General features: G+C 37.0%; 17 protein-coding genes. 6 read left to right on the top strand and 11 right to left on the bottom strand.

What is annotated here, in order from left to right; genetic code table 11:
* Positions 1 to 4: 4 nt before the first annotated feature.
* Positions 5 to 193 (bottom strand): hypothetical protein, encoded by a 189-nt coding sequence (locus tag Y7E_RS0109995; RefSeq protein ID WP_001250169.1) that lies wholly within the window; start codon positions 191 to 193, stop codon positions 5 to 7.
* A gap of 205 nt (positions 194 to 398) precedes the next feature.
* Between Y7E_RS0109995 and Y7E_RS0109990 the strand changes: the two genes are divergently transcribed.
* Complete coding sequence (locus Y7E_RS0109990) at positions 399 to 1025, top strand: YktB family protein (protein WP_017151131.1); 627 nt, start codon at positions 399 to 401, stop codon at positions 1023 to 1025.
* Positions 1026 to 1108: 83 nt separating this feature from the next.
* Here the strand turns inward: Y7E_RS0109990 and Y7E_RS0109985 are convergent, their stop codons facing one another.
* Positions 1109 to 1378, bottom strand: coding sequence for a UPF0223 family protein (locus tag Y7E_RS0109985; RefSeq protein ID WP_017151130.1), 270 nt, complete (start codon positions 1376 to 1378; stop codon positions 1109 to 1111).
* Between the two features lie 504 nt (positions 1379 to 1882).
* Here Y7E_RS0109985 and Y7E_RS0109980 point away from each other — a divergent pair.
* Together Y7E_RS0109980 and Y7E_RS0109975 are read left to right on the top strand one after the other, a co-directional pair.
* Complete coding sequence (locus tag Y7E_RS0109980; protein ID WP_017151129.1) at positions 1883 to 3355, top strand: aminotransferase class I/II-fold pyridoxal phosphate-dependent enzyme; 1473 nt, start codon at positions 1883 to 1885, stop codon at positions 3353 to 3355.
* Positions 3356 to 3430: 75 nt separating this feature from the next.
* On the top strand, positions 3431 to 4261 hold the full coding sequence (locus Y7E_RS0109975; RefSeq protein ID WP_017151128.1) for a protein-glutamine gamma-glutamyltransferase: 831 nt from the start codon (positions 3431 to 3433) through the stop codon (positions 4259 to 4261).
* 33 nt (positions 4262 to 4294) lie between these two features.
* Here Y7E_RS0109975 and Y7E_RS0109970 read toward each other — a convergent pair whose 3' ends face one another.
* The 4 genes from Y7E_RS0109970 to Y7E_RS0109955 form a co-directional block, all read right to left on the bottom strand.
* Positions 4295 to 4426, bottom strand: a complete 132-nt coding sequence (locus Y7E_RS0109970; RefSeq protein ID WP_017151127.1) for a GapA-binding peptide SR1P — start codon at positions 4424 to 4426, stop codon at positions 4295 to 4297.
* A 68-nt stretch (positions 4427 to 4494) separates the two neighbouring features.
* Positions 4495 to 4623, bottom strand: coding sequence for a GapA-binding peptide SR1P (locus tag Y7E_RS0109965; RefSeq protein ID WP_017151126.1), 129 nt, complete (start codon positions 4621 to 4623; stop codon positions 4495 to 4497).
* Positions 4624 to 4683: 60 nt separating this feature from the next.
* Positions 4684 to 4812: a GapA-binding peptide SR1P gene (locus tag Y7E_RS0109960; RefSeq protein WP_000536782.1), complete on the bottom strand. Its 129-nt coding sequence runs from the start codon at positions 4810 to 4812 to the stop codon at positions 4684 to 4686.
* A gap of 194 nt (positions 4813 to 5006) precedes the next feature.
* Positions 5007 to 5303, bottom strand: a complete 297-nt coding sequence (locus tag Y7E_RS0109955) for a DUF3055 domain-containing protein (RefSeq protein ID WP_003199960.1) — start codon at positions 5301 to 5303, stop codon at positions 5007 to 5009.
* Between the two features lie 135 nt (positions 5304 to 5438).
* Between Y7E_RS0109955 and Y7E_RS0109950 the strand changes: the two genes are divergently transcribed.
* Positions 5439 to 5831 (top strand): DUF1885 family protein, encoded by a 393-nt coding sequence (locus tag Y7E_RS0109950; RefSeq protein WP_017151125.1) that lies wholly within the window; start codon positions 5439 to 5441, stop codon positions 5829 to 5831.
* 2 nt (positions 5832 to 5833) lie between these two features.
* On the opposite strand, the gene Y7E_RS0109945 is transcribed toward Y7E_RS0109950, so the two are convergent.
* The 5 genes from Y7E_RS0109945 to pdhA all read right to left on the bottom strand — a co-directional run bounded on the left by Y7E_RS0109945 (position 5834) and on the right by pdhA (position 11227).
* Positions 5834 to 6061, bottom strand: coding sequence for a hypothetical protein (locus Y7E_RS0109945; RefSeq protein ID WP_017151124.1), 228 nt, complete (start codon positions 6059 to 6061; stop codon positions 5834 to 5836).
* Between the two features lie 272 nt (positions 6062 to 6333).
* Positions 6334 to 7746 (bottom strand): dihydrolipoyl dehydrogenase, encoded by a 1413-nt coding sequence (gene lpdA / locus Y7E_RS0109940; protein ID WP_017151123.1) that lies wholly within the window; start codon positions 7744 to 7746, stop codon positions 6334 to 6336.
* Positions 7747 to 7751: 5 nt separating this feature from the next.
* Complete coding sequence (pdhC, locus tag Y7E_RS0109935; protein ID WP_017151122.1) at positions 7752 to 9038, bottom strand: pyruvate dehydrogenase complex dihydrolipoyllysine-residue acetyltransferase; 1287 nt, start codon at positions 9036 to 9038, stop codon at positions 7752 to 7754.
* 92 nt (positions 9039 to 9130) lie between these two features.
* Positions 9131 to 10108 (bottom strand): pyruvate dehydrogenase complex E1 component subunit beta, encoded by a 978-nt coding sequence (gene pdhB / locus Y7E_RS0109930; RefSeq protein WP_017151121.1) that lies wholly within the window; start codon positions 10106 to 10108, stop codon positions 9131 to 9133.
* 3 nt (positions 10109 to 10111) lie between these two features.
* On the bottom strand, positions 10112 to 11227 hold the full coding sequence (gene pdhA, locus Y7E_RS0109925; RefSeq protein ID WP_017151120.1) for a pyruvate dehydrogenase E1 component subunit alpha: 1116 nt from the start codon (positions 11225 to 11227) through the stop codon (positions 10112 to 10114).
* A gap of 513 nt (positions 11228 to 11740) precedes the next feature.
* Here pdhA and Y7E_RS0109920 point away from each other — a divergent pair.
* Complete coding sequence (locus tag Y7E_RS0109920; RefSeq protein ID WP_000274566.1) at positions 11741 to 11887, top strand: YjcZ family sporulation protein; 147 nt, start codon at positions 11741 to 11743, stop codon at positions 11885 to 11887.
* 189 nt (positions 11888 to 12076) lie between these two features.
* Entirely contained in the window at positions 12077 to 12631 is a 555-nt protein-coding gene (gene def, locus Y7E_RS0109915) for a peptide deformylase (protein WP_017151119.1), read from the top strand.
* Positions 12632 to 12655: the final 24 nt, after the last annotated feature.

Here is a 12655-nt window from a genome sequence, read left to right as displayed (position 1 = left end):
ATTATTACGCTTCCAAACGAATCATTTCAAGTCTTAGCACTTCTAATTTTTGCACGCACTCTTCTTTTTTCTGATTATCATTTTCCATCATCGCATCATATAGCGTTGCTAATTCATAATCTAACTCCAATCTTAGCACCGGAATTCTTTTTTCAGCATCTGTTCTCTTTAACGCATTAATCACCTGTCTCATTTTTATTGCCTCCTCCCAATATTCGTCTGCCCTTGGACTAGAATTAACTTAATTTTCTGATTTTTTGTTTTATACTATATTATGTTGGATAAAACATCTATGCAACATAATTATTTTTTTTTACGTAATTTTTTTATGCTGTTTTTTTATGAATAGTACAAGCTATGCTAAAATAAAAAACAAACTAGGAGTTGGAGGAACTGTCATGACATTACAAACATTTAAATCAACTGACTTTGCTGTCTTTGCAGTTGATGGTCTCGAAGAACGAATGAATGCTATTAAAACGAATATTCATCCTAAATTAGAAGCTCTAGGCGAGCAATTTTCTCATTATTTATCAGAACAAACTGGGGAAACTTTTTTCTATCATGTTGCGAAACACGCACGTCGTAAAGTCAATCCACCAAACGATACTTGGGTTGCTTTTTCAACAAATAAACGCGGATATAAAATGCTACCACATTTTCAAATCGGTTTATGGGGTACCCACGCTTTCATATACTTTGGTTTAATCTATGAGTGTCCACAGAAAGTGGAAGCGGCTCATGCCTTCTTAGAACACTTAAATGATTTAAAAACAAATATACCAAATGACTTCGTTTGGTCCATTGACCATACTAAACCAGCTGTAAAACCACATAACACGCTTGAAGCAAATGATTTACAAAAGATGATTGAACGCTTAGCCACTATAAAAAAAGCAGAGTTACTAGTTGGTATTCACATCTCACCAGAAGAATTTTCAACACTTACTGATGAGCAATTTCTTGCGAAGGTTACATCTACTATGCACTCACTCCTTCCTTTATATAGAATTTGCAATCGATAGTAAGAAAACGGACAATAGATCTATTGTCCGTTTTAAGTTGTTCTCCCATTATAGCACTTTGAATTTAATTTTTCAAAATCTTTTTACATTTTTACAATCTTTTGTTCTTCTGCTTCTTTCGCTCTTTGAATTGCCCGATATATAGAGTAACCACTTACCTCTTGAAACTCTTTATCAATTTTCTTCTCTTCCGCTTTCGAAGGCACGATTTCTTTAAAGCGACGATATAGTCTCATCAAGTCTTCTCTCACGATACCTTTCTCATATGCCTTTTCAATCGCCTCATAGAATGTCACGATTGCAATCATCTCATCATTTGACCAATCATAATCAAGTGGGTATTGATATTCCATATGTACACCTCATTCATTTTTATTTTTACCATTATGCTACCTTAAAAATACAACTTCCATCCTTCTTCGCTATAACCCCTTTGCATTATACACCATTTCTCTTTTTTTATGGAATTATCTCCTGCCAGACCGAAGACAATGAGGTAATTTCAGCCAATTTAAAATGTAACTCCCATTGTTAGGGTGCTACGTATCTTCTCGCTTTCTTTAAACCTCGAGATGAACGTTTACTATTCACGCATAATGGGAGAAACTTACTACTAATTATGCATATAATAAAAATAATGATTTTTTCTATACATATATAATCATTGGTGATATAATGCTTTTGTTTTATTGAAAATAAAGTGAAGCTTCCATGAAAAAACTTTTGAATGGTAAGTAAACAAATCAAGTTCTTCTAGACGGTTATTTAACTATATAAGAGGAGATAACTTTCTAATTGAACAAGATACACATAAAACAACTCATAATAAATATTACGAAGAAGAAGGGGTGTATAGATTGTCCCAATACAAAACACCATTGTTTACCGCTTTAGTAGAGCACAGTAAGCGAAATCCAATTCAATTCCATATCCCAGGTCATAAAAAAGGACAAGGAATGGATCCTATGTTTCGCGAATTTATTGGGCATAATGCATTAGCAATTGATTTAATTAATATCGCGCCGCTCGATGATTTACATCATCCAAAGGGTATGATTAAAGAAGCACAGGACTTAGCAGCGATTGCGTTCGGTGCAGATCATACTTTCTTTTCCGTTCAAGGTACAAGCGGTGCAATTATGACAATGGTGATGAGCGTTTGTGGCCCAGGAGATAAGATTCTTGTACCACGAAACGTTCATAAATCTGTAATGTCAGCCATTATTTTCTCAGGTGCAAAACCAATTTTCATTCATCCTGAAATTGATCCGAATCTCGGTATTTCACACGGGATTACGATTCAATCTGTAAAAAAAGCACTCGAGGAACATTCAGATGCAAAAGGATTACTCGTTATTAATCCAACATACTTTGGATTCGCCGCAGACCTGCAGCAAATTGTAGAATTAGCTCATTCCTACGAAATACCTGTATTAGTTGATGAGGCTCATGGTGTCCATATTCATTTCCATGACGAATTACCAATGTCAGCTATGCAAGCTGGTGCAGATATGGCAGCAACAAGTGTTCATAAGCTCGGCGGTTCATTAACACAAAGCTCTATTCTAAATGTAAAAGAGGGCCTTGTGAACGTAAAACATGTCCAATCCATTATTAGCATGCTTACAACAACATCGACCTCGTACATTTTGCTTGCTTCCCTTGATGTTGCAAGAAAACGACTTGCAACTGAAGGAAAGACATTAATAACAAAGACAATACAGCTAGCTGAGCATGTTCGTAACGCTATAAACAATACTGAACATCTTTATTGTCCTGGAAAAGAAATGTTAGGTACAGATGCCACGTTTAGCTATGATCCAACAAAGCTAATTATATCTGTAAAGGACTTAGGAATTACAGGCCACGAAGCAGAATTATGGTTAAGAGAGCGTTATAACATTGAAGTTGAACTCTCAGACTTATATAACATTTTATGTCTTGTTACATTAGGCGATACAAAAGATGAGACAAACATTCTTATTAAAGCCTTACAAGAACTAGCAACAACATTTAAACATAGAGCTGATAAAGGTGTTCAAGTACAAGTTGAAATTCCAGAAATCCCTGTACTTGCCCTCTCTCCTCGAGATGCCTTTTATTCAGAGACAGAGGTCATCCCGTTTAAAAATGCTGCTGGCCGCATTATAGCTGATTTTGTAATGGTTTATCCACCAGGGATTCCAATCTTTACTCCAGGTGAAATTATTACACAAGAAAACTTAGATTACATTCATAAAAATTTAGAAGCGGGTCTACCAGTACAAGGTCCAGAAGATATGACGTTAAAAACATTACGCGTCATTAAAGAATATAAGCCTATCATTTGATAGGCTTTTTTTTCACCCTTTTTTCATTTACTCATACCATACTAAAGAATGTAACGTATAGGCGGTGATACAGTTATGATTGTGATTGGGCGTTCTATTGTACATCCTTATATCACGAGTGAAAATGAACCGTTCGCTACTGAGAAACAACAAATATTAGCCATTATGACTGGAAATCAAGAAGTATATTCATTCCGAACAGCTGATGAACTCAGTTTTGATCTGAATTTGCGAATTCATATTATTACATCTGCCTTAGAACTCTTTCAAAGTGGACTTCAGTTCCGTACATTCCAACAATCCTATTGTAACCCTGAATTTTGGCAAAGGACACCACTAGGAGGATTTCAACTACTCCCAAATGTACCACCCTCCGTCGCGATACGAGATATTTTTAAAAATGGAAAAAAGTACGGAACAGAATGTGCAACAGCAATGATTATTATTTTTTACAAAGCACTTTTAGCACTATATGATGATAAAACTTTTAACTTCTTATTCGCGAATCTTCTACTATATACATGGGATTATGACCGAGATTTAAAACTGATAACAAAAACCGGTGGGGATATCGTTCCTGGCGATCTTGTTTACTTTAAAAATCCACAAGTGAATCCAACTTCAATTGAATGGCAAGGAGAGAATGCGATTTATTTAGGTAATTTCTTTTTTTATGGGCATGGTGTAGGAGTACAAACAAAAGAACAAATCATTTATTTATTAAATGAACGAAGAATTCCCAATGCCTTTGTCTCAGCATATTTAACAGATTTTATTACTCGCATAGATAGCCGCCTCATGAGCCAATATACTTCTACTAATAGTCTACAAACAACACTCAAATTCATTCCAATTCGAGATGATGCAATTGTTGTAACAGTTGGTCACACAACTACAATCTATTAAAAAAGCGCCTGCAAATGTGCAGGCGCCTTTTAATTATTGGGCTTTTGTATGCTCTTTGTGACCACATTCGCAATGAGATTCACATTTTCCGTAAAGTACTGTTGTTTTTTCATCTTCAAAGTGTGCAATTGTTCCTTCACAAACTTGACATACGATTGTTCCCATTTTCTTCATTTCCCCCTGAATTTGAATTGTGATTTGAAACCCTTTACATTTACACGTTCTATATATTACTAAGCTTTTGTATGTTCCTTGTGATCACATTCGCAATGAGATCCACATTTTCCGTAAAGTACTGTTGTCTTTTCATCTTCAAAGTGTGCAATTGTTCCTTCACAAACTTGACATACGATCGTTCCCATTTTCATTTCCCCCTAAGTTTATGGTCCTAAAAACTTTTTCAGTTGCAAGATTCCTATATATTATTGGGCTTTTGTATGCTCCTTGTGATCACATCCGCAAGATCCGCATTTCCCGTAAAGTACTGTTACTTTCTCATCCTCGAAGTGTGCAATTGTACTCTCACAATCTTGACATACGATTGTTCCCATTTTTTATTTCCCCCTAAGTTTATAATCCCAAAAACTTTTGTAACCGCTTAACTTCTGTCTTTATTTTAATATGTTATACTTTTTCCGTCAATAGGTTTTTAGTATAACACATTAAAAAAATTATTTTACATTAGTATGCGACAATAACATAAAAAAACAGTCATATCTTAATAAGTACGACTGTTTCTATTTGTTTATTCTTCATATTCAGCATGTAAGGAGGTTGGCGGTACCAGAAATTTAAAAAACTGTGCTAAATCATCCGCTTCCTCCTCCGATTGTAATTTAAAGACCTGTTGTAAATGTTGAACATTATCTACATCGTCTTGCCCTAATAGAGTCGCTCTTCCTGTCTGCATGCAAACAACAAGGGGTTTCCCAAAAAACATATTTGTATAAATAACCCCAAAATCATAACGATTTTCATGTGTCATAAATCCTAGAAATCGTACCTTCACACTTTCATGCTCATCATACAATTTTTCAAACATTTACTTCCTCCTTTCTTCACAACACTTTCTACTTGTATATATTAAACAAAACGAAGAACGATCCCTTTTTAATTGTCAAAAAATTTACAACAGTGTTAAAATAACTATATACATTACGTCAGGAGGAAAATCTTTATGCAACATGCATTTATTAAACTTGTACCTAAATCTAAACAACAAGCAGTCTCATTAGAAGATGTAAAACAACTTTTTCATTATTATAAAACAATTACTTCCCAAACTGGTGTGCAAGTTAGCTATGCATATACTAACGTGGCATTTCCATACGAGATACTTGATACATCAGATACTACACTTGAGCTAAAATCTAGTCATGATCGATATAATTCTATTTATGTGGGGGTTGGAATAGAAAATGAGCAAGCTTTTGTTCAAATCTCCTTACCTTCTACTGCTACATTTGGAGATAAAGGGAAAGCAAATGAATTCTGCCGTTTTTTAGCAAAAAAATTAGAGGGTGAATTACGGTTATTTAATGGAAGAACAATGTATTTTTATAAACGCTAGCTTTAAAAAAAGAAAGATATCATCAAAAAGAATATACTATTTGTACAAGTAAGAAATAGCGCCTGCTTTCTTACACTAAGAACAACATAAGCAATTACATATGCTAAATAAAGAAACACGAAAAAGAGCATCACTTTATAGTGAAACTTATCACCATTCGATAAGAATAACACAACAGAAAATCCACTCCATAAAAGGAAATGATAAAATATAACATGTATGATTTTCATCGAACCATCTCCTTTGACATGCTCTATTTTATAATAAGATATGGTATTGGATTCAAATCCATTACATAATACGAAAAGATGTAATGGATTTGAATCCAGTATATTTCTATTAAAGTTACGTACATTCCAATTTTGGCTAGGCTATATAGTATTACACATTCATTCGACAAATACACATCCTGACCTTGTTAGCCCCTACTAAAACTTAATTCCATGAAATAAAAAACCCGTCTCTTAACAGATAAGAGACGGGTTTTTTCGCTTATTCCATATTATTTTACAATGTGAATTGGCATTCCAAGAGCAACTTCTGCTGCTTCCATTGTGATTTCACCTAATGTTGGGTGAGCATGGATTGTTTGAGCAATATCTTCAGCTGTCATTCCAGCTTCGATAGCTAAACCAATCTCAGAGATAATATCAGAAGCACCTGCACCTGCAACTTGTGCACCTACAAGAAGACCATCTTCTTTACGTGTTACAAGTTGTAGGAAACCGTCTGTGCTGTTTAATGATAATGCACGGCCGTTTGCAGCGAATGGGAACTTAGATACAGCTACACTCATTCCAGCTTCTTCAGCTTGTTTTTTAGTGTAACCAACAGACGCTAATTCTGGATCAGTGAAGCATACTGCTGGAATTCCGATGTAATCGATTGCTGATGCATGGCCACTAATTGCTTCAACAGCTACTTTACCTTCGTAAGAAGCTTTGTGAGCTAATGGTGGTCCAGGAACGATATCACCGATTGCATAGATGTTTGATACGTTTGTACGACATTGTTCGTCGATTTCGATTAGACCACGGTCAGTCATTTTAATTCCAACTTGCTCAAGACCGATTTCTTGAGTGTTTGGACGACGACCTACAGTTACTAATACGTAATCAGCTTCAACAGTTTGTACTTCGCCTTTTACTTCGAAGCTAACTGTTACGCCGTTTTCAGTCTCTTCAACGCCTTTAGCCATAGCTTTTGTATGGATGTTTACGTTGCCTTTTTTCTGAAGAGCACGTTTAACAACTGAGCTCATTGCTTTTTCAAAACCAGCTAAGATTTCATCGCCAGCCTCTACTACAGTAACTTCTGTACCGAAGTTAGCATATGCAGTACCTAATTCCATACCGATGTAACCGCCGCCGATTACAACAAGTTTTTTAGGAATTTCAGGTAAGCTTAATGCACCTGTAGAGTTGATAACACGTTTAGAGTATTTGAATCCAGGAATTTCAATTGGTGTAGAACCAGTTGCAAGAACAGCATTTTTAAACGTATAAGTTTGAGCTGCATCTTCAGTCATTACGCGTAATGTGTTTGCATCTACGAAGTAAGCTTCACCGCGAATGATTTCAACTTTGTTACCTTTAAGAAGGCCTTCAACACCGCCAGTTAATTTCTTAACTACGCCATTTTTCCATTCTTGAACTTTTGTGAAATCAACTGTTACGTTCTCAGCAGTGATACCCATGTCATCAGAATGTTTTGCATTCTCATAACGATGACCTGCATTGATTAATGCTTTAGAAGGAATACATCCAACGTTTAAGCATACGCCACCAAGGTTAGCTTTTTCAATAATTGCTACCTTTTGACCTAATTGTGCTGCACGAATTGCTGCAACATATCCACCAGGACCTGCACCAACAACGACTGTATCTAATTCAATTGGGAAATCTCCTACTACCATTGTTATTACGCCTCCATTACTAATAATTGTGGGTCGTTCAATAAACGTTTAATTTGGTTTAATGCTTTTTGAGCAGTTGCGCCGTCAATTAAACGATGGTCAAAGCTTAGAGATAATGCTAATACTGGAGCTGCAACGATTTCACCGTTTTTCACAACTGGTTTTTCAGCGATACGGCCAATACCAAGGATTGCTACTTCTGGGTGATTGATAACTGGAGTGAACCATTGTCCACCTGCAGAACCAATGTTTGTAATTGTGCAAGAAGCACCTTTCATTTCTGCTGGAGCTAAGCGACCTTCGCGTGCTTTACCAGCAAGTTCATTGATCTCGTTAGAGATTGTGAAGATAGATTTACGATCTGTATCTTTTACAACTGGTACTAATAGACCTTTGTCTGTATCAGCTGCGATACCGATGTTGAAGTAATGTTTATGAACGATTTCTTGAGAAGCATCGTCTAAAGCAGTATTCAACATTGGGAATTCACGTAATGCAGATGTTAAAGCTTTTACAACGTATGGAAGGTAAGTTAATTTAATACCTTTGTCAGCTGCAACTGCTTTGAACTTTTTACGGTGAGCAACAAGTTCTGTTACATCTACCTCGTCCATTAATGTTACGTGAGGAGCTGTATGTTTAGAGTTAACCATTGCTTTTGCAATTGCTTTACGGATACCGCTCATTTTCTCACGAGTTTCTGGGTATTCACCAGCTGGGATTGGTTGTGCTTTTGGTGCTTCTTCTTTCGCTGCTGCTGGAGCTGCTGCTGCTGGAGCTTCAGTTGCTGCTACTGCTGCTTGTCCACCATTTGCAAATGCATCGATGTCAGCCTTTACAACGCGACCGTTTTTACCAGTGCCAGCTACTTTATGGATGTCTACACCTTTTTCGCGAGCGTATTTACGTACAGATGGCATAGCGATTACGCGCTCATTTACTACTTCTTCAGTTGCTGCTGGAGTAGCTGCTGCTGCTGGAGCTTCTTCTTTCACTTCTTCAGCTTTTGGAGCGTCGTCATGGTCGTCACCTTTAAATTTAAGGTTTTCGTATCCAGGAGCGTCGAACTTAATTAAAGTATCTCCTACTACTGCAACTGTACCTTCTTCTACAAGTACTTCAAGTACTTTACCTTTAACTGGAGAAGGGATCTCTACAACTGCTTTATCATTTTGTACTTCAAGAAGTACATCGTCTTCGTTTACTTCATCGCCTGGTTTAATAAACCATTTTACGATTTCACCTTCGTGGATACCTTCACCGATATCTGGTAGTTTAAATTCAAATGCCACGGAATTCAGCCCCCTGATTCATATCATTATTATGGAATAAGTACAAAAGAAATCAGCATGTGCTGATTTCTTTTGCACATGAAAAACTAAAATTAGAAGTTCATTACTTTGTTAACAGCTTCAACAATATCTTTATGGTTTGGTAACCATACGCTCTCAGCTTGAGAGAATGGGAATACTGTATCAGCAGCTGCAACACGTACAACTGGAGCTTCTAAGTTTAAGATTGCACGGTCGTTAATTTCCGCTACAACGTTTGCTGCAATACCAGCTTGTTTTTGAGCTTCTTGAACAACAACTACGCGGCCTGTTTTTTCAACAGAAGCAATGATTGTTTCGATATCTAATGGTTGAACTGTACGTAAGTCAACAACCTCTAAAGAGATACCTTCTTTTTCAAGTTCTTCAGCAGCTTTTAATGCAGCGTGTACCATCGCACCATATGCGATAACAGATACATCTGTACCTTCGCGTTTCACATCAGCTTTTCCTAAGTCAACTGTGTATTCGCCTTCTGGTACTTCTTGACGGAATGAACGGTACAATTTCATATGCTCTAGGTAGATAACTGGATCGTTGTCACGAATCGCAGAGATTAAAAGACCTTTTGCATCGTATGGAGTAGATGGAATAACAACTTTTAGACCAGGTTGTTGTGCAACTAATCCTTCTAAGCTATCAGCGTGTAATTCTGGAGTATGAACGCCACCACCGAATGGAGAACGAACTGTAATTGGAGCATTCCAACGTCCACCAGAACGGTAACGCATACGAGCCATTTGACCAGAAATTGAATCCATTACTTCGTAAACGAAACCGAAGAATTGAATTTCTGGAACTGGACGGAAGCCTTCAAGTGCAAGTCCAACTGCAAGTCCACCAATACCAGACTCTGCAAGTGGAGTATCCATTACACGGTCTTCACCGAATTCAGCTTGTAGACCTTCAGTAGCACGGAATACACCGCCGTTTACACCAACGTCTTCACCAAACACAAGTACGTTAGGGTCATTTTTCATTTCAACGCGTAAAGCATCAGTGATTGCTTGAATCATTGTCATTTGAGCCATGGCTTACTTCGACTCCTTTTCTTTGTAAATTTCATATTGTTCAGCTAAGTTGTAAGGCATTTCTTCGTACATGATTTCCATTAAATCAGTTACTTTTTGTTTTGGAGCTTGGTCAGCCTTAGCAATTGCTTGTTTGATATCTTCTTTTGCTTCTTCGATAACTTTTTCTTCTACTTCTTGAGACCATAGGCCTTTGTTTTCTAAGAATGCACGGAAGCGTACGATTGGATCTTTTTGTTCCCATTCGTTTTCGATATCTTTTGTACGGTAACGAGTTGGGTCATCACCAGCCATTGTATGTGGACCGTAACGGAATGTTAAAGTCTCGATTAAAGTAGGGCCTTCACCATTTACTGCGCGCTCACGAGCAAAAGCAGTTGCTGCGTATACAGCTAATGGGTCCATACCATCTACTTGAATTCCGTAAATACCTGCTGCAACTGCTTTTTGTGCTACAGTTTTTGCTGCAGATTGTTTTTCTACTGGAGTAGAGATTGCATAACGGTTGTTTTGAACAACGAAGATTGCTGGAGCTTTGAATGCACCTGCAAAGTTCATACCTTCGTAGAAGTCACCTTGAGACGCACCACCGTCACCAGTGTAAGTAATTGCAACAGATTTTTTACCACGTAATTTCATACCTAACGCAACACCAGCAGTTTGGATGATTTGCGCACCGATGATGATTTGTGGAGCAAGTGCATTTACATTCTCAGGCATTTGGTTACCCATGAAGTGTCCACGAGAGAATAAGAATGCTTGGTATAATGGTAAACCATGCCATACTAATTGTGGAACGTCACGGTATCCTGGTAAGATGAAGTCTTCTGCTTCAAGTGCGAAATGACTTGCTAATTGAGAAGCTTCTTGTCCAGCTGTTGGTGCGTAGAAACCTAAACGTCCTTGACGGTTTAAAGAAATAGAACGTTGATCTAGTACGCGAGTATACACCATACGGCGCATTAATTCTTTTAATTGATCATCAGTTAATTCAGGCATTGCTGCTTCATTCACAACTTCGCCTTTTTCATTTAAAATTTGTAATGTTTCAAATTGAGCTGCGATAGCTTTCATTTGCTCATCAACATTAAATAGGGTCTTTTTTGTTTTAGTACCCATTCCGTTCACCTCTTCCTCTCTTGAACCATATTCTGAAACGCTTTCACTAGCGCTTGGCTAGTCCGAAAACGCAACCATGTAAACCGACAAGAAACCTCGCCGGTTGAGAATAATTTTGTGTACCTAACAATCTGTACTAATGTTTTTTCAGAAACATATTAATACAATCTTGATCACGTTTTTTAGTTTACAACTATTCTAATCACGATGTCAATTACTTTGGTTACGATTTTTTTATGAATAACATTGAGGTTTCCACTATACATAGGTGTTTTCATTTTCACATCTGTATTAGTAAGCAATAACCTACTGTTATATTATTCCCTTTTCAACCTGTTTTTCGTCGTAGAATAATATGTAAACGATTTAATTCTTCTTAGTTTTTCTCTCTTTATAACAAAAATATGCAATCACTTCTTCCTTTTCTAGGCGAATGTCTATACACTCCTAACAATTCTCCCATACATTATAATAACCGCAGTATTAGCGGGAAATGATAAAGGAGGTCATCTCATGTACGGATACACATATTGTTATCCAACTTGTTCATATCCTTCCTATGGCTATGGAGGTTCTTGCGGAGGATCCGGACGCGGCTTTGCCTTAATCGTTGTATTGTTTATCCTTTTAATTATCGTTGGTGCTGCTTGCATTCGTTAATGTAAAACAAAACAACTATAGAAAGAAACAGGCGGCTTTGCCGTCTTTTCTTTTTTACCAAACAAACGCCGATGAAGAATACCGCACTAGGCATACTCTTAATCCGCTCAAATTATATAGGTGCTATGCACTTTATCATGACTTTTTTTAGGTCCTTTGGTAGACTAAAGGAGAAAGGAGAGATTGTGAATGCTTACAATGAATGATGTAATTCGTGAAGGAAATCCCATTCTACGAGCAGTAGCAGAAGAAGTAGCTCTGCCCGCAAGTGAAGAAGATATACGTACTCTTAAAGAAATGATGGAACTTGTAATAAACAGTCAAAACCCTGAAATGGTTGAAAAATATAATTTACGCCCAGGAATCGGGATTGCTGCACCACAAATTGGCATTTCCAAAAGAATGATTGCTGTTCATGTTACTGATACAAATGAGAAATTATACAGCTACGCTTTATTCAATCCAAAAATTATTAGTCACTCTGTTGAACGTACATACTTATCAGGCGGCGAAGGGTGCCTATCTGTGGATCGTGAAGTACCTGGCTATGTTCCGCGTTATACACGAATCACAGTTAAAGCAACTACTATCGATGGCGAAGAAGTAAAATTACGTTTGAAAGGCTTACCAGCGATTGTATTTCAACATGAAATTGACCATTTAAATGGCGTAATGTTCTATGACCACATTAATCAAGAAAACCCTTTTGCATCTCCTGATGATGCAAAACCATTCGAAAGATAAAATAACAAAAAAGCAGGAGCTAAA

The organism is Bacillus bingmayongensis (genome assembly GCF_000299035.1).
In the GTDB taxonomy this organism is placed as follows: Bacteria; Bacillota; Bacilli; order Bacillales; family Bacillaceae_G; genus Bacillus_A; species Bacillus_A bingmayongensis.
The sequence above is the reverse complement of the archived record's forward strand: the minus strand, read 5'-3'. Positions and strand labels throughout refer to the sequence as shown.

What these genes read in the sequence shown, in the direction of transcription:
- Y7E_RS0109955 (WP_003199960.1), bottom strand. Translation starts at nt 5,303, where the DNA reads ATGTTTGAAAAATTGTATGATGAGCATGAAAGTGTGAAGGTACGATTT.
- Y7E_RS0109950 (WP_017151125.1), top strand. Translation starts at nt 5,439, where the DNA reads ATGCAACATGCATTTATTAAACTTGTACCTAAATCTAAACAACAAGCA.
- Y7E_RS0109945 (WP_017151124.1), bottom strand. Translation starts at nt 6,061, where the DNA reads ATGAAAATCATACATGTTATATTTTATCATTTCCTTTTATGGAGTGGA.
- pdhB (WP_017151121.1), bottom strand. Translation starts at nt 10,108, where the DNA reads ATGGCTCAAATGACAATGATTCAAGCAATCACTGATGCTTTACGCGTT.
- Y7E_RS0109985 (WP_017151130.1), bottom strand. Translation starts at nt 1,378, where the DNA reads ATGGAATATCAATACCCACTTGATTATGATTGGTCAAATGATGAGATG.
- Y7E_RS0109970 (WP_017151127.1), bottom strand. Translation starts at nt 4,426, where the DNA reads ATGGGAACAATCGTATGTCAAGTTTGTGAAGGAACAATTGCACACTTT.
- Y7E_RS0109995 (WP_001250169.1), bottom strand. Translation starts at nt 193, where the DNA reads ATGAGACAGGTGATTAATGCGTTAAAGAGAACAGATGCTGAAAAAAGA.
- Y7E_RS0109960 (WP_000536782.1), bottom strand. Translation starts at nt 4,812, where the DNA reads ATGGGAACAATCGTATGTCAAGATTGTGAGAGTACAATTGCACACTTC.
- lpdA (WP_017151123.1), bottom strand. Translation starts at nt 7,746, where the DNA reads ATGGTAGTAGGAGATTTCCCAATTGAATTAGATACAGTCGTTGTTGGT.
- Y7E_RS0109965 (WP_017151126.1), bottom strand. Translation starts at nt 4,623, where the DNA reads ATGGGAACGATCGTATGTCAAGTTTGTGAAGGAACAATTGCACACTTT.
- Y7E_RS0109990 (WP_017151131.1), top strand. Translation starts at nt 399, where the DNA reads ATGACATTACAAACATTTAAATCAACTGACTTTGCTGTCTTTGCAGTT.
- pdhA (WP_017151120.1), bottom strand. Translation starts at nt 11,227, where the DNA reads ATGGGTACTAAAACAAAAAAGACCCTATTTAATGTTGATGAGCAAATG.
- def (WP_017151119.1), top strand. Translation starts at nt 12,077, where the DNA reads ATGCTTACAATGAATGATGTAATTCGTGAAGGAAATCCCATTCTACGA.
- Y7E_RS0109920 (WP_000274566.1), top strand. Translation starts at nt 11,741, where the DNA reads ATGTACGGATACACATATTGTTATCCAACTTGTTCATATCCTTCCTAT.
- Y7E_RS0109975 (WP_017151128.1), top strand. Translation starts at nt 3,431, where the DNA reads ATGATTGTGATTGGGCGTTCTATTGTACATCCTTATATCACGAGTGAA.